The sequence below is a fragment of the Maribacter spongiicola genome, from assembly GCF_052119685.1.
GTDB lineage: Bacteria > Bacteroidota > Bacteroidia > Flavobacteriales > Flavobacteriaceae > Maribacter > Maribacter spongiicola_A.
Window position 1 is genome coordinate 39,031 of record NZ_JBGQOO010000006.1, and the last position, 16,284, is coordinate 55,314.

Below are 16,284 nucleotides of genomic sequence, written 5' to 3' on the forward strand. Positions count from 1 at the left end.
GAATTATTATTTAAAATTGCTAATAGTAAGTAGTTTTGGCATTTTCTATAATCAATGAAGCGGCCAGATCACTCGCTCCCGAACCACCTAATTTGGTAATAAGCTCATTATAAGCAGCTAATTGTTTTGCTCTTGCTTCACCATTTAAAATTAAGGTCAGTTCCTTTTTTAGATTTTCTTTCGTGAAATCATCTTGTATTAATTCTTTCACTACCTCTTTTTGCATAATAAGGTTTACTAACGAGATATATTCTAAGGTGATAATGCGTTTCGCAATTTGGTACGAGATCCAATTTGCTTTGTAACATACTACTTGCGGTACTTTGAATAATGCAGTTTCTAAGGTAGCAGTGCCGCTAGTAACTAGGGCGGCAGTAGCTATAGAAAGCAAGTCGTATGTTTTATTTTGAATGAACTTTACGTTCGCATTGGTAAGAAAAGGCATGTAAAATTCCTTATCAAGGCTAGGAGCCCCAGCAATAACAAATTCATGGTCAGCGAAATCATCTGCTAGCGAAAGCATTAACGTTAGCATCTTTTGAACCTCTTGCTTACGGCTACCTGGTAGTAGTGCAATAATAGGCTTATTGGTGTCTATGCCATTTGTGCTTCTAAATGTTTGTTCGTTTAAATCTGGTCTATTCGCAATTGCATCGAGCAAAGGGTGCCCTACGAAATTGACGGGGTAATTGTGTTTCTTTTCGTAAAATTCTTTCTCAAAAGGGAGAATTACATACATGTGATCTACCGTAGCCTTTATCTTCTCTATTCTACCTTCTCTAGAAGCCCATATCTGCGGAGAAATATAATAATTGGTCAAGAAATTATGCTCTTTTGCCCATTTTGCAATACGCAAATTAAATCCCGAATAATCAATAAAAATAATAGCATCTGGGTTGAAGGCAGCAATGTCTTGCTTACAGAATTTTATGTTCTTAAAAATGGCATTCAGATTTAAAAGGACTTCAAGAAATCCCATAAAAGCCAATTCTTTATAATGCTTGGCGAGAGTACCGCCTGCTTGCTGCACTAAGTCGCCGCCCCAACATCTAATGTCAGCATTCAAATCTTGTCTCTTCAGTGCCTTAATTAAATTAGAGCCATGAAGATCACCAGAAGCTTCGCCTGCAATAATGTAGTACTTCATGTTAAAAAACTTTGTAGTAAAGAATCACGAATGCGGTTAAAATGGTAGCGATTAAAACACCTTTTGCTCTGGTGTCCCTCTTGATTTTTAAAAATCCGAAGAAAGCAACTAGATTAAGAATCGCCCCTAATGCTAAAAGACTGCCAACATGTTCTTGTCGAACAGCAGCTTCATACGTTTCGGTAATGCTTAAATCTGAAAATATAAGAATATACAATAATGTGCCAATAGCGTTTGCTATAATGCCTACTATAAAACCTATTAGAATTTCTTTTTTGGTATTCATTTAAAATAATTGTGCGATATCATTAAATCTCTGAACAGTGGTTTATTAGAATTCCCAGCTGTTTAATTCTTGAATTACATGATGAGCAGTTAAATCGAAATGGGTCGGTACAACAGAAATATAACCATTGGCCAATGCCCATTCGTCGGTATCTTCGCCTTTATCAAGTAATTCAAATTCACCGGTAAGCCAGTAATAATCTTTACCCATTGGGTTGGTGCGCTTATCGAATTTCTCTTTCCAATTTGCTTTCGCCTGTCTGCAAATTTTAATGCCCTTAATCTCTTTTTTGGTCAGCTTAGGTATATTCACGTTCAATACGGTGCCTTTCGGTATACCGTTTTCTAAAGCCTGAGTGACGATAGTGTGAATAAAATCTTTTGCTTGCTCAAAATCAGCATTCCAGCTATAATTACATAATGAAAAACCTATGGCAGGTATGCCTTCTATACCAGCTTCAATTGCAGCACTCATCGTACCAGAATAAATAACGTTGATAGATGAATTAGAACCATGGTTAATACCGCTTACACAAATGTCAGGTCTTTTAGGTAATATTTCTTGAAGCGCCAATTTTACGCAATCTGCGGGTGTGCCACTACAGCTATATTCATCAATGCCATCTTGGTCAAGATCAATTTTCATTTTTTTAGAAAATAGTGCAGTATCTAGGGTTATAGCATGCCCCATACCAGATTGCGGGCTATCGGGTGCAACCACAACTACATCGCCTATTTTCTTCATTATTGAGACCAACATGCGTAAACCGGGTGCGGTAATGCCGTCATCATTTGTAACTAAGATCAATGGTTTTTCCATAGCGTATACTTTCTGTAGTAAAAATACGTTTTTAAATATGATAAGCCCGAAATGCCGTTTAACAAAAAATTAGTTCTTAGCACATTTAATTGGCATGGTTTTTTCTTTACCTTAGGGGTTTAAGTGGCTTTAACTGCTACGAATAACCCTCAAATTCGGAGATATTGAAAAGGAAAGTAAAAGATAGTTTTATGAAAAGAAATTTAGCCTATGTATTATTATTGATGCTCGCAACTGTAGCATCATGCAGTTTTACCAATAAGACTTTTGAAAATGACGACAAAGATAAGTTGTTATTAGATTTGATTACCTATGTTCTAGAAAAAGGGCATTATGAGCCAAAAGCGCTTAATGATGACTTTTCGGTGCATGTATTCGAAGATTTTATTGATGTAATCGACCCTACTAAGAGGTATTTTATGGCATCTGATATTTCTGAATTTGAAAAGTACAAATATCAGATAGATGATGAAATCAAAAATACAGACATTACATTTTTCAATGTAGTATATGAAAGATTGATGCAACGTATGGGAGATGCCAAGGGTATTTACAAAGAAGTTTTGGAAACTCCATTTGATTATTCTGAGAAAGAAAGTATCAGTATTAAATATGATGAAGAGCCATTTGCTGCAGATAGAAAAGAGCTTAAAGAACGTTGGAGAAAGCAATTGAAATATGCAACTCTAGGTACTTATGATTCTAAAATCTCTCATATGGAGAATAAAGAAATTGAAAGCACAGATGAGCATGATCATAATGCACACTCACCAAAAGAGGCTGAAGAAGAATCAAGAAAATCTACAGAAACTACTTTAGATGAGTTTTTTGATTTTGTTAATGATTTAGAACGTAAAGATTGGTTCGTACAATATATCAATACTATTGTTGATGAATTTGATCCACATACATTTTACTTCGCTCCAGAAGAAAAAGAGAAATTTGATACCAGCATGTCGGGTAAGTTCGAAGGTATTGGAGCAAGACTTCAGAAAAAGGCTGAAGGTGCAAAAATCGTAGAAATTATTTCTGGCGGACCAGTATGGAGGGATGCAAGATTAGAAGTTGGCGATGAAATTATAAAAGTTGGTCAAAATGGCGAAGAGCCTATTAATATTGTAGGCATGCGTTTAGACGATGCCATTAAATTAATAAAAGGTGCACAAGGTACTATTGTAGATTTAACTGTTAAAAAAGTCGATGGTTCTTTAGATGTTGTTTCTTTAACAAGAGATGTTGTTGAGTTAGAAGAGTCGTATGCAAAATCTGCTAACATCATTAAAGGAGAAGAGAAATTCGGAATTATTAATCTGCCTAAGTTCTATGTTGATTTCAATGATTACAGTGAAAGAAATGCAGCAACCGATGTTGCGAAAGAAGTGGAGCGATTAAAAGATGAAGGCATGGAAGGGTTAGTGCTAGATTTACGTGATAATGGTGGTGGATCTTTAAAGACAGTTGTTGAAATGGCAGGTCTGTTTATTAAAGATGGTCCTATAGTACAAGTACAATCAAAAGATAAAACCAAAGATGTTTATGATGATAAAGATGAAAGAATACAATGGGATGGTCCGTTGGTAATTCTTGTAAACGAATTATCTGCATCTGCATCTGAAATTTTAGCTGCTGCAATGCAAGATTATAAAAGAGCTGTTGTTATTGGTAGCAAGCAGACTTTTGGTAAAGGAACGGTACAGAACGTTATACCATTGAACAATATGTTGCGTAGTAACGATCATGGCGATTTAGGTGCTATTAAAATTACTACTCAGAAGTTCTATAGAATTAACGGTGGTTCTACACAGTTAGAAGGCGTAAAGAGTGATATTGTTGTACCAGACAGGTATAGTTATATCGATTTAGGTGAAAGAGATCAATCCAACCCGTTAGGATGGGATAAAATTTCACCTGCCGATTATAAAGCTTGGGACGGTTATATCGATTACGAGAAAACAATTGCCGATAGTAAAAAGAGAATGGCAACTAGTGAGCAAATTAAGTTGATAGAAGAAAATGCAAAGTGGTTAAAAGCTGAGCAAGATGAAACTGAAATCTCTTTAAATTTTGATACTTACAAAGAAGAAAAAGAAAAAGATAAAGAGCAGTCAGATTATTTTAAAAGTTTGACAGAATATGATTCTAAACTTACTTTCAAGTCTTTAGGTTACGAAGAAGCTTTGTTTACTAAAGATTCTGTTCTACGTGAAAAGCGTAACAGATGGCATAAAAATTTAGCCAAAGATGTTTATGTAGAAGAAGCAGTGAATGTTTTAGAAGATTTAAAAGTAAACAACATTAAGCAAGGTAAACTTGCCAGTGTAAAGAACTAGAATACCAGTTCTATAAAAAGTAAAACCGCTACATAATTGTAGCGGTTTTTTTCGTATTTATTTTAAAAATTTATGAGTGCTCTAGTTTTCCGAATTTAGCCAATTCATTGTCATTGTTAGTGTCACGTATTTTTTTACTTTGAATATAGGTTACGAATAGAAGTACGATGCATATTACCGCAGATGCTCCGTTACCATCTTTGACAGCTAAATGAGCTATTGCGCCCAATGTGTAGTTCATAAAGAACCCGGCGTAAACCCATTCTAATGACCAGTGCGATTTATTGAATACAATCATCAACAGACCTATAGATTGAAATACACCAAGAAGATATATTAGGTAAGTAGGGTAACCAAGCTTCGTAAAGGTAGTAACAACTGTATCAAAATTGATAATAGAGTTAATGATTGAGCCTGCAACGGCGATGGCGAAAAGCCCTAATGCGATATAATAAAAAGATTTCTGAGAATTCATAATAAGTAGGTTTTAATGTTATTATGTCTCAAAAGTAAATTCACCTATGAAAAGTTTTACGTTTTCATAGGTGAGTAGTAAATTGCTGTAGTTGAATTGAATATCTTTTAAGATAAACCGAAATGTAAACTAAGATGAAAGCTTGTCGGCATGTAACTTTCTAAGTTTTGCCAACTTCGGATTAATTACTACTTGGCAATACCCTTGCTCAGAGTTGTTCTTGTAATAATCTTGGTGATACTCTTCGGCATCGTAAAAAATACCTAGCGGACTCAATTCAGTAACAATAGGCTTTTCATATACTGCCTGCATTTCGTTCAACACTACTTTTGCTTTTTTATTTTGTTCGTCATTATGATAATAAATGACAGAACGATATTGTGTGCCGGCATCAGCACCCTGTCTGTTTAATGATGTAGGGTCGTGTGTTGTCATGAAAATTATCAATATATCTTCATAAGAAATAATGGCAGGATCAAAAGTAACTTGAACCACTTCTGCATGACCCGTTAATCCAGAACAGATTTCTCTGTACGTTGGTCTTCCCGGTGCTTTTCCGCCCGTGTAGCCAGAAACAACTTTATGTATGCCTTTTACTTCTTGAAATACCGCTTCGGTACACCAAAAGCATCCACCGCCAACAGTGGCGACTTCTAAATTTGTATTAGCCATTAGACGCCTCCTTTTCTAATTGCATAGATTCAGAATTAATGCAGTAGCGTAATCCACTAGGTTCTGGTCCATCAGGGAATATATGTCCCAAATGAGCATCACATGTATTACACATCACTTCTACTCGTATCATTCCGAATGAGGAGTCTTTATGATATTTTATCGCATTCTCTTTAATAGGTTGGGTAAAACTTGGCCAACCAGTACCAGATTCGAACTTAATCGTAGAATCGAATAATGGGGTGCCACAACAGATACATTCATATTTTCCGGCGTCATGTGCAGTACATAATGCACCTGAATGCGGAGCTTCAGTACCTTTTTTTCGAGTAACCCTATATTGTTCAGGAGTTAGAATATCTTTCCATTCCTGTTCTGTTTTCTCAACTCTTCTGTCAGGTTTTGGGTTGCCATTCACTGAAAAACGAATTACATCTTTCCAAGTTAACATCATAATTTTCCTTTCGTTTAGACTTTAATTACTAGGTATATTGGTCGGTAAATTACCTTGTATCTTACAAAATTACGGTAATTTTGGCGTATGGCATACCGTAAAAGAACTGGAACTGTTTATAGTATTTTAATTCTCGTTTGTATTGTAGGTTTTTGGTTGTTCGAGAACTTTTATACTCCTGCAACATATTCAAAAAGTAATGAGGTAAATACTGCTAATGAGTTTCCGAAAGAATTACTGCCGTTATCAACAACTGGCGAAATAGTAAACCATGAATATTTTACCTTGTCTTACAATGAGCCATATGAGCAAGCAGAGTGGGTGGCATATACGCTCGATAAAAGTCATTTAACAAATGACGATAGAAAGCGGCCCTATTTTATTGAAGATCCGTTTGTTTCTTCTAAATCTGCCGACTGGCGAAATTATAAAGGCTCAGGGTATGATCGTGGGCATTTGGTACCAGCTGGTGATCGTAGATTTTCGTTACAAGCGTACAATGAAACTTTTTATACGAGTAATATAAGTCCGCAAGATAGAGAGTTCAATGCGGGTATTTGGAACGATTTAGAGCAGCAAACAAGACGCTGGGCGAAACAATATGGTACATTGTATGTATTTACAGGCGGCGTGTTAGAAAGTGGTTTAGAAGAGATAGGGCAAGAAGATGTTGATGTGCCCGATACATTCTATAAAATTATAGCCCGTAAAAAGGGAGATAAAATATATACCTTGTCTTTTTTGATTCCTAATAAACCTCAATTTACATCATTACGCAATTTCGTAGTATCTATAGATGAAATAGAAAACGAAACAGGAATAGACTTTTTTACCGAACTACCAGAAAAACAACAAAGCGCTTTTGAAGGTAGCAAGAATACGACTGGGTGGAAATTTTAGAAACTCTCCTTTAATCTGTTGGTATCTAATTTCAAGAAAATAAAGAGTAGAATAGTAAAGAATAGGAGTCCTGATCCACCATAACTAAAGAAGGGTAGTGGAATACCAATAGTAGGTAAAATGCCGATTACCATACCAATATTAATAAAGTAGTGTATTAATAAGATAGATATAACGCCGTAGCCATACATTCTAGCGAAGGCATTTTTCTGTCGTTCTGCCAAAGAGATTAACCGAAGAAACAAGATTGTAAATAAAATTATTACGGTACCAGTGCCTATGAATCCCCATTCTTCACCCACAGTGCTAAAAATGTAGTCGGTATCTTGCTCGGGTACGAAATCACCTTTTGTTCTAGTACCTTCTAGAAATCCTTTTCCAAAAAAACCTCCAGATTCAATTGCCTTTTCTGACTGGTACGTGTTATAACCAATTGTTTTGCGAATTTGTTCTAATTTATTTGGATCTTTTTCAAGTCGTAGCCACAAGCTAAAACGATCTCTGTGACGTTGTTCAAAAACGTTATTGAATACGAAGTTTACAGATAAAGAAAATAGAATTACGGCAACGCTTACGAGGGCCAATGGTATAACCGGAATTTTAAGGGTTTTCCTTTTTAAACCGAATAACAAAATAATGAACAATACCAAACCTATGATAAGCCAAATAGGTCCAAATTTTAATGTGATAACGAATATGAGAATAAGGCTAAAAATAATTGCTAAGTAGAATAAAGGAAGACCTTCTCTGAAAATCACAAAAATTAACGCAAAAAATACCAGGGCACTACCAGGATCAGGTTGCGGTATAATAAGTATAGCAGGTATTAATATAATAAGCAAGGCATACATTTGGTCCTTCCGCCGTTTAATATCTGTTTGAATATCACTCAGGTATTTGGCTAATGCCAATGCGGTAGCGACTTTAGCTAATTCTGAAGGTTGGAGGTTGAAAAAACCAAGGTCGTACCAAGATGTTGCTCCGGCAATAGTTTTACCGAACACAAATAGACCTAACAAAGAGACCATTGAGATTAAGTAGAATAAACTCGAAAATCGTTCATAAAAATTAACCTCTAAAGACAATATAATGACTATGGCAGCTAAACTTACTCCGATAAAAAATAATTGCTTGCCGTAACGTGTGCCAATATCGAAGATTGAACTTTGCTCGTCAATGAATGTACTAGAATATATATTGATCCAGCCAATAAGAACAAGTGCAAAATAGATAAAAACACTTAGCCAGTCTATTCTTTTTAAGATGCTTCTACCAGACACGCTCGTTAATTTTAAACTCCTCCCCACTGTAGGGTTTCGCATATTCTGCTTCTAATGTTTTCTCTAACATTCTTTTTTCAAGATCTGTTCTTGAAATTTCACCTTTTAGATATTTTTCTATCATAAGTGAAGCGATATGACCAGCATATCTGGCTCCGAAATATCCATTTTCAATATAAACGGCAATGGCTATTTTTGGGTTGTCTACTGGTGCAAATGCAACAAAAACCGAGTGATCGGTTAATTGCGTACGTACCCCATCTATTTTGGTAAAGTTTTCAGCTGTACCTGTTTTACCTGCGATTTCAATACCTGGCACTTGCAATCTGGCTGCCGTACCTTTCGTGTATACATCTGCCATACCTCTTACCACTGGCTCAAAATATTTTGGGTCAATGGTAGTATGTTTAGCCTCTGTAAATTTTGGTTCTGTAATATCTTTACCTTCAATTTTCTTTAAAATATGAGGCGTAAAATAATGGCCTCTATTAGCTATTGCTGCAGTCATATTCGCTAATTGAACAGGAGTAGCTAAAATTTCGCCTTGACCAATAGAATTGGATATAATATATGAAGAGCTCCATCTATTATCACCATACCATTTATCATAATATTCTTTACTTGGTATACGCCCTTTTTGTCCGAATGGTAAATCATAACCTAGATAATCGCCTAGACCAAAGCTTTTCATGTGTTTTTCCCAAACATCCATAGCTTCATCTGTCGTCTCGAATTTTTCGAATATTTTTCTGAAGGTACCAGCAAAATATGCATTACATGATTGGTATATACCTTGATTCATATTGCGTAAACCGCCACCACAGTGACATCCTCTTTTCTTCTTGCCCACATAAAATCCGTGGTAACATTGTATGGTCGTAGATTCGTCTAAAGCACCTTCTTGCAATGCAATTAAGGCATTTAGTGTTTTAAATGGAGAGCCAGGAGGTTGTTGTGCGTGTATTGAACGATCCCAGGTAGGGTTCGCTATGGTATCGTTATAAAGTTTTGTGTAATTTTTAGAACGTTCTCTACCTACTAAAAGAGCAGGGTCATATGTAGGTCCGGAAATCATAGATAGAATTTCGCCTGTTGCAGGTTCTATCGCTACAATACCACCTCTTTTACCATTCATTAACAGCTCACCATATTCTTGAAGGGCTTTGTCAATGGTAATACTAATCTGTTTTCCTTGTTCTGGTAGAGTGTCTATTGTTCCGTTTTTATAAGGACCGATATCTCTATTGAATCTATCTTTCTGAATATATTGTACGCCCTTTCGACCTCTTAATAAATCTTCGTAGAAACGTTCGACTCCGGTTCTACCTTTCAGTTCCCCTTGAACATAATATTTGTTGACCGCCAAATCACCCTCGTTAACTTCACTAATATATCCTAAAACATTTGCAGCACTTGGTGTGTCGTAATAGCGTAGAGATCTCTTTTGAATATAGAAGCCTTTATACTTGCGCATTTTCTCTTGCAGCTTCGCATAATCTTGTTTAGAAAGTTGTGGCACCAGTACAGAGGGTAGTCTTGGTGAATACACTCTGGCTCTTCGAAGTTTTTCAACGAATTTTTCTTTATCGATACCTAATAGTCCGCAAAACTCTAAAGTGTCTAAAGGTTGCACTTCTCTAGGTATTACCATGACATCATAAGCTGGGTCGTTACCTACCAAAAGATGACCATTACGATCATAAATATAGCCTCGTTCAGGATAATCATATATTGCTTTAATCGCTGGGTCCTCTAAAACTTGCTCTGCAGAAAAACTAAAAATTTGCAAATAGGATAGCCTTCCCAAAAAGGTAATTGCGATAACAACTATAATTAATGATAAAAGAATTTTTCTCATTCTTTTTTACTGCTGAATAAAGTACTGAACAATATGCCCAAAATCAATGTAGATACACCCACTGTTAATGTTTTTTGCAAAATTAACAAGCTATTAGAAAAGCTGAAAATTTCTAACGTGAAGTATACCAAGTGATGTATTATAATCAATAACGCTAAAAACGTGAATTGTTGTGCCTTGGTACTGTTGTTTAACTTAAAACTTTGAAATTCATAATTGACACCAAAGACAAAACGCATAATGGTTGGTCGAAGATAAGCTATGGTAATTGTAGCTGCTGCATTTATGGCAAGTGTGTCAGAAAAAATATCTACAAAAAGTCCTAAGAAAAAGCATAGAATAATAAAGGTAGTTCTATTTTGTTTGATAGGATACCAATATAAGAATAGAATATATATTAACGGATTTATATAGCCAAAGAAATTCAGTTTATTAAATACTAGCACCTGCAGTAGTACCAATAATATAAATCGGAGTACAATTAAAAAGGAGGTACTATTGATCATTGGCTTCTGTTTCTGCTTCTAATTCTAAAACTTCTTTTCGATTTAAATTTTTGATGATGTAAACATTTCCAATATTGGTCATGTCATTGAAGAGTTCAACATCAATAAAATAAAAACTCTTTGAATTATCTAAATCAAATCTTTTAATGGTGCCGATAGGGATGTCTTCAGGGAAAATGCTACTCATTGCACCAGTTACAATTGTGTCGCCAATGGTAAGTGGTACCAATCTCGGAATATCAATTAGCTGTACCACATTATAATCTGTCGTATTTTCCCAAACTAAAGAGCCGAAGTGGTTCGAGTTTTTAATTTTAGCGTTAATGTTCGATTTATCGCTTAAAATACTTTGCACCGTTGAAAAATTATCTGAAGTATTTTCTACAATACCTAGAATACCTTTGTCGGTAATTACGCCCATATCTTGAAAGATACTATCATTTTCACCTTTATTAATGGTAATGTAGTTTCGTTGATCTGCGTAGCTATTATTGATAACACGACCTCTTAAAATCTCGTAATCAACCGTTGTTGAATCGATGTTTGATTTTTCTAGAAGTATATTATTAAATAGCTTGTCTCTAAGTCTTTTATTTTCTTCGACGAGCCTATTGTTTTCTTCTCTTAAACCAAAGTAAGAAGTAATGTTGTCTGAGAAAGTATAAATACTGCCAGAGACATAATTTGAAGAATTTAAAAATTTAGATTGATGATACGAGTGCGACTGAAAAGTAAAAATAAAGGAAATTAATAACAGAAAAAGGTAAAGCAAGAATATCTTATACCTAATTAGAAAATTTATAATCTGTTGCATTCACCCCTGAATTTTTACTCGATAATTTAGATTTAAACCTGACTGTCGTCAGGTAAGTTGTTTCGAGTTTAATTTCGAACTTCTATCTATTATCATTAATTAATGGCTCTTGAACTTTCTTCAAGCTTATATATCAATACGTATGAAATTGTTTTAAAAACGCCTTCTTACTTAATTAAGATACTCTTGTAGCGTTCTAAATTCTTTAGCGCAATACCTGTGCCACGTACAACCGCACGTAATGGATCTTCAGCGATGTATACAGGTAAGTCTGTTTTTTGAGACAGTCTTCTATCTAAACCACGTAACATTGAACCACCACCAGCAAGATAAATACCAGTATTATAAATATCTGCAGCTAATTCTGGGGGAGTTTGAGATAATGTTTCCATTACAGCATCTTCAACACGCAGAATAGATTTATCTAAAGCTTTAGCAATTTCTCTATATGATATTTGAACTTGTTTAGGTTTTCCTGTCAACAAATCGCGACCTTGAACAGATTTTTCATCTGGTGGAGATTGCAAATCTTCGGTAGCTGAACCTATTTCAATTTTAATAGCTTCTGCAGTACTTTCGCCAACGTATAAGTTATGTTGTGTACGCATGTAATAAATGATGTCATTTGTAAACACATCACCCGCAATTTTTACCGATTTATCACAAACAATACCACCTAATGCAATAACTGCAATCTCTGTAGTACCACCACCTATATCAACGATCATGTTACCTTTTGGTTGCATAATATCTAAACCGATACCTATAGCTGCTGCCATTGGCTCGTGAATTAGATATACCTCTTTACCGTTTACACGTTCTGCAGATTCTTTTACCGCGCGCATTTCAACCTCAGTAATACCAGAAGGTATACAGATTACTAAACGCAACGCAGGCGGAAACCACTTTTTCTTTAAAGCAGGAATATTTTTGATGAACATCATCAACATCTTTTCAGATGCATCAAAATCTGCAATTACACCATCTTTCAATGGTCTAATTGTTTTAATGTTCTCATGGGTTTTACCTTGCATCATGCTGGCTTCTTTGCCAACCGCAATAATTTTACCGCTAATTCTATCTCTAGCAACGATGGATGGGCTATCAACAACAACCTTGTCATTATGAATTATAAGGGTGTTCGCTGTACCTAAATCTATAGCTATTTCCTCGGTCAAGAAATCAAAAAATCCCATATGTGGTGTTTAAATTTTAGATAAAAGGGTGTATTTCATCGACAAAAGTAATGAAATTAATGCTTGAAATGACGTGTACCTGTCATGACCATTGAAATTTTGTGTTCATTACAATAATCTACACTTAATTGGTCTTTAATTGATCCGCCTGGTTGAATAACACTGGTGATGCCGGCATTGTCTGCAATCTCCACACAATCAGGGAAAGGGAAGAAAGCATCGCTCGCCATCACTGACCCTTTTAGGTCGAAATTAAAAGTTTGTGCTTTGTGTATTGCTTGGTTTAGAGCATCAACTCTACTAGTCTGCCCTGTACCACTTGCGCAAAGTTGTTTATTTTTCGCAATTACAATGGTATTAGACTTGGTATGCTTACAAAGTTTAGATGCAAAGATTAAATCTTCTAATTCTTGTGCGGTAGGCTTTGTTTTTGTTGCATATGTAAGTTCGGCAATCGTGTCTGTTTTGTGATCTTTTTCTTGAAGAAGCATACCGTTCAAGCAAGTTCTTACTAGCATTTCTGGCATTTCAACTTCATTCTGAATAAGGATGATTCTATTTTTCTTTCCTTTTAAAATCTCAAGAGCTTCTGCATTATAACTTGGTGCGATAACTACTTCGCAGAATAAATTATGAATTTCCTCGGCCGTAGCTTTATCAATTTCTTTATTACTGATAAGAACACCGCCAAAAGCAGAAACAGGATCACCAGCTAAAGCATCAACATAAGCTTGGTGCAAGGTTTCTCTTTGTGCAAGTCCGCATGCATTATTATGCTTAAGAATTGCGAAAGTAGGTGCGTCATTTTTAAACTCTAACATTAAGTTTACGGCAGCATCAACATCTAAAAGGTTGTTGTATGATAATTCTTTACCGTGTAATTTCGAAAACATAGCATCGAAATCTCCAAAGAAGAATCCTTTTTGGTGTGGGTTTTCTCCGTAGCGTAATACCTTGCCATTAGTTTCGCTAACTTTTAAAGCAGCGATATCATGATTTTTGTTGAAATAGTTAAAAATCGCGGTATCGTAATGAGAAGAAACATTAAAAGACTTGGCGGCAAAACGCTTTCTGTCTTCTAAACTTATATTTCCGTTATCAGCAGAAACAACTTCAAGAAAGTCAGCATAATCTTCCATAGAAGAAACACAGGTTACATCTTTAAAGTTTTTAGCTGCGGCACGAATAAGTGAAATTCCGCCGATATCGATTTTCTCAATAATATCTTGTTCAGAAGCACCACTTGCAACGGTTTTTTCGAATGGGTACAGATCAACAATAACGATATCTATTTGTGGAATCTCGAATTCTGCTAATTGAGCAACATCACTTTCATTATCCTGTCTATTCAAAATACCACCAAAAACTTTTGGGTGTAAGGTCTTAACTCTGCCGCCAAGAATTGAAGGGTAGCTCGTTACATCTTCTACAGGAACGACATCAATACCTAAATCGGTAATGAATTTTTCGGTTCCTCCGGTAGAGTAAATAGTGATTCCTAATTCTTGAAATTTCTTTACAATCGGCTCTAACCCATCTTTATGGAAAACTGAAATTAAGGCTGAAGACGCTTTTTTTACACTGCTCATTGTATGATGCTTAAATGTTTTTAATAAGCAAGCAAAAGTAATTTTTTTGCAGCTATGAAACGAGCAAGTTTATCAACAAAAAGCCTAAAGTTTTAAAGAATTTTGGCTACTTCAAAGTTTACGAATTCTAAAAAGGTCTCATCTGCCTTTGAAAATGGGTCTGGAGTGTTAGAATCGATATCAATTTGACCAATGTTTTCGCCATTAACGAATAACGGTACTACTATTTCTGCTTTAACGGTAATGCTGCAAGCGATATAATTGTCTTGTGCCTGTACATCGGGTACAACAAAATTTTGATTGCTTTCGGCTACTTGACCACAAATACCTTTTCCGTAAGGTATAATAGTATGATCAGTTGGGGCGCCAGCATAAGAACCTAGTTTTAATTCACGCTTATCGCCATTTTTAAAATAAAATCCAACCCAATCATAATGTGGTACGCTAGCTTTTAATAGCTCGCAAATGTCTTGCATTTTAGCATCGGGGGTTTTATTTGAGTCTATAATAGAACTTACTTGTGGGCGTAGCGCTTCGAACATAACTTTTTTTTTCAAAAGTAAGAATTGTTCATATGGTGTGATGTTATCGTAACTATAAAAAATAAAAAAAGAGGATGTTTTTGAAACATCCTCTTTTAAAACTAAATTTTATTTGAAAAACTTATGGTTGAATCTTAACATCGAACTCAATAAAGTCGGCATTTCCAAATCCTGGTTGAATAGCAGTAATTTTTATTAATCCTTTTTTACCGTAGTTGTCAACGAACTCTACAACATCGCCTACGCTTAGGTTGGTAATTTTTTGAGCATCAGAACTAGCAATAAAATCTAAACCACCAGATAAAGTAATGGCGTCAAATGCCGCAACATCAATAGTGGTAGAAGTTGCGAAAAACATTTGGTTCAATGTTTCTGTCGCTGAATTTTCTTCGTCAGCAGCAGGCTGAAGTCCTTGAACAGGAAAACCAAAAGAGGCATCATATTGCTCAGTTGAAGCGAAAGAAGCATTGTCATCGGCAGATTGGCCGGAAGCACCGTAGTAGTATCCGAAATCCCAAAATGCTCTGAATTCACGACCAACATTTACCTTATAAACAGTTTCGTTTAATAAAGAGAAGAACGTTTCTGTATTGCCATTTACATCAGGAGCAAATAATTTCACTCCTGTAAAATCTCTAACTGCCGCTGCAGGGTTTGTACCTGAACCAACAGTTACTGTAATCTGACCTGCTCCAAGAGCTAATCTTTTTGTAACATCTCTAAAATCTCCTTTACCTGTTGTAGTCCAGAAAGTATAAACAATTTCTCCGTTATCGATATTTGGAACTGGTAGAGGAAAAGAAAAATCGATTTCTTTTTTTGTAGCACCGTCTAAGTCAATAGAACCATCAGCTTTTAAAGCTTTAGTTAAATCATCACTTACCAAATCAAAAGAACTAAAAGGCATTTCTCCTTGTCCTAAATAATTTTGAGTAATATACATTCTACGTTGTGTAGTTGCATCTGAGGTAAAAATTACCCTACCGGTAACACTTGTACCTGCTTCTCCGCTTGCAGAAGCAGTTGTAATATTTGAGGAAGGAACAGCTTCGTTAAAAACTATTGTTGCCACTTCTGGCTCTTCGGTTTCATCGCCATCGTCACCGCCTGTATTGTCTGGTATAGGAGTGTCAAAAACTGAACCGTCGTCAGAACTACAGCTACCTATAAAAAGGGCAATTGTACAGATTAGAAATGTGTATTTTAAATGTTTTTTCATGATTTTTAATTTAAATAGTTAGTGTTAAAGCTGTTAATGATTGTTTATTTATCAAAGTATTCAACTCCATAAACTTAAAAATAGAGGTAATCGTATACTTTTAATCCTATTTATTTACAGAATTTAATTGATTAGATACTCAGTTCGTCAAAATTTCGTTAAAGAATTGAACTATAAAATTTTAAGAATTCTTTATT

Annotated in this window: 16 protein-coding genes; 2 read left to right on the forward strand and 14 right to left on the reverse strand. The window is 35.3% G+C overall.

Annotation, left to right across the window (positions count from 1 at the left end; genetic code table 11):
• Positions 1-19: 19 nt before the first annotated feature.
• The 3 genes from lpxB to surE are packed head-to-tail and all read right to left on the reverse strand — an operon-like array spanning position 20 to position 2,252.
• On the reverse strand, positions 20-1,147 hold the full coding sequence (lpxB, locus tag ACEN2N_RS11210) for a lipid-A-disaccharide synthase (RefSeq protein WP_441824412.1): 1,128 nt from the start codon (positions 1,145-1,147) through the stop codon (positions 20-22).
• A 1-nt stretch (position 1,148) separates the two neighbouring features.
• Positions 1,149-1,433 (reverse strand): hypothetical protein, encoded by a 285-nt coding sequence (locus tag ACEN2N_RS11215; protein WP_424002791.1) that lies wholly within the window; start codon positions 1,431-1,433, stop codon positions 1,149-1,151.
• 45 nt (positions 1,434-1,478) lie between these two features.
• Entirely contained in the window at positions 1,479-2,252 is a 774-nt protein-coding gene (surE, locus tag ACEN2N_RS11220) for a 5'/3'-nucleotidase SurE (RefSeq protein WP_441824413.1), read from the reverse strand.
• A 191-nt stretch (positions 2,253-2,443) separates the two neighbouring features.
• On the opposite strand from surE, the gene ACEN2N_RS11225 reads away from it, so the two are divergent.
• On the forward strand, positions 2,444-4,582 hold the full coding sequence (locus ACEN2N_RS11225; RefSeq protein ID WP_441824414.1) for a carboxy terminal-processing peptidase: 2,139 nt from the start codon (positions 2,444-2,446) through the stop codon (positions 4,580-4,582).
• A 70-nt stretch (positions 4,583-4,652) separates the two neighbouring features.
• Here the strand turns inward: ACEN2N_RS11225 and ACEN2N_RS11230 are convergent, their stop codons facing one another.
• The 3 genes from ACEN2N_RS11230 to msrB all read right to left on the reverse strand — a co-directional run bounded on the left by ACEN2N_RS11230 (position 4,653) and on the right by msrB (position 6,180).
• A complete protein-coding gene (locus ACEN2N_RS11230) occupies positions 4,653-5,057 on the reverse strand; it encodes a DoxX family protein (RefSeq protein WP_424002785.1) in 405 nt (134 codons plus the stop codon).
• Positions 5,058-5,186: 129 nt separating this feature from the next.
• Positions 5,187-5,729 (reverse strand): peptide-methionine (S)-S-oxide reductase MsrA, encoded by a 543-nt coding sequence (msrA, locus tag ACEN2N_RS11235; RefSeq protein ID WP_441824415.1) that lies wholly within the window; start codon positions 5,727-5,729, stop codon positions 5,187-5,189.
• Complete coding sequence (gene msrB / locus ACEN2N_RS11240) at positions 5,722-6,180, reverse strand: peptide-methionine (R)-S-oxide reductase MsrB (protein WP_441824547.1); 459 nt, start codon at positions 6,178-6,180, stop codon at positions 5,722-5,724. The genes msrA and msrB overlap by 8 nt, the downstream gene beginning before the upstream one ends.
• Positions 6,181-6,270: 90 nt before the next feature.
• Between msrB and ACEN2N_RS11245 the strand changes: the two genes are divergently transcribed.
• Positions 6,271-7,083 carry a DNA/RNA non-specific endonuclease gene (locus ACEN2N_RS11245; RefSeq protein ID WP_441824416.1) on the forward strand — a complete coding sequence of 271 codons (813 nt, stop codon included), beginning with the start codon at positions 6,271-6,273 and terminating at the stop codon, positions 7,081-7,083.
• On the opposite strand, the gene rodA is transcribed toward ACEN2N_RS11245, so the two are convergent.
• The 8 genes from rodA to ACEN2N_RS11285 all read right to left on the reverse strand — a co-directional run bounded on the left by rodA (position 7,080) and on the right by ACEN2N_RS11285 (position 16,087).
• Positions 7,080-8,363 (reverse strand): rod shape-determining protein RodA, encoded by a 1,284-nt coding sequence (gene rodA, locus ACEN2N_RS11250; protein ID WP_424002779.1) that lies wholly within the window; start codon positions 8,361-8,363, stop codon positions 7,080-7,082. The two genes, ACEN2N_RS11245 and rodA, sit on opposite strands and share 4 nt — an antisense overlap.
• The gene (gene mrdA / locus ACEN2N_RS11255; RefSeq protein ID WP_441824417.1) at positions 8,353-10,221 is read right to left on the reverse strand and encodes a penicillin-binding protein 2; all 1,869 of its coding nucleotides are present in this window, start codon (positions 10,219-10,221) and stop codon (positions 8,353-8,355) included. The genes rodA and mrdA overlap by 11 nt, the downstream gene beginning before the upstream one ends.
• Positions 10,218-10,727: a rod shape-determining protein MreD gene (gene mreD / locus ACEN2N_RS11260; protein ID WP_441824418.1), complete on the reverse strand. Its 510-nt coding sequence runs from the start codon at positions 10,725-10,727 to the stop codon at positions 10,218-10,220. Before mreD ends, mrdA begins: the two co-directional genes overlap by 4 nt.
• Positions 10,717-11,541: a rod shape-determining protein MreC gene (gene mreC / locus ACEN2N_RS11265; protein WP_424002773.1), complete on the reverse strand. Its 825-nt coding sequence runs from the start codon at positions 11,539-11,541 to the stop codon at positions 10,717-10,719. Before mreC ends, mreD begins: the two co-directional genes overlap by 11 nt.
• Positions 11,542-11,708: 167 nt before the next feature.
• Entirely contained in the window at positions 11,709-12,737 is a 1,029-nt protein-coding gene (locus ACEN2N_RS11270; RefSeq protein WP_133688172.1) for a rod shape-determining protein, read from the reverse strand.
• Positions 12,738-12,793: 56 nt separating this feature from the next.
• On the reverse strand, positions 12,794-14,326 hold the full coding sequence (purH, locus tag ACEN2N_RS11275) for a bifunctional phosphoribosylaminoimidazolecarboxamide formyltransferase/IMP cyclohydrolase (RefSeq protein WP_441824419.1): 1,533 nt from the start codon (positions 14,324-14,326) through the stop codon (positions 12,794-12,796).
• A gap of 92 nt (positions 14,327-14,418) precedes the next feature.
• The gene (locus ACEN2N_RS11280; protein WP_441824548.1) at positions 14,419-14,868 is read right to left on the reverse strand and encodes a GAF domain-containing protein; all 450 of its coding nucleotides are present in this window, start codon (positions 14,866-14,868) and stop codon (positions 14,419-14,421) included.
• A 121-nt stretch (positions 14,869-14,989) separates the two neighbouring features.
• The gene (locus tag ACEN2N_RS11285; RefSeq protein WP_441824420.1) at positions 14,990-16,087 is read right to left on the reverse strand and encodes a hypothetical protein; all 1,098 of its coding nucleotides are present in this window, start codon (positions 16,085-16,087) and stop codon (positions 14,990-14,992) included.
• Between the last annotated feature and the right edge of the window lie 197 nt (positions 16,088-16,284).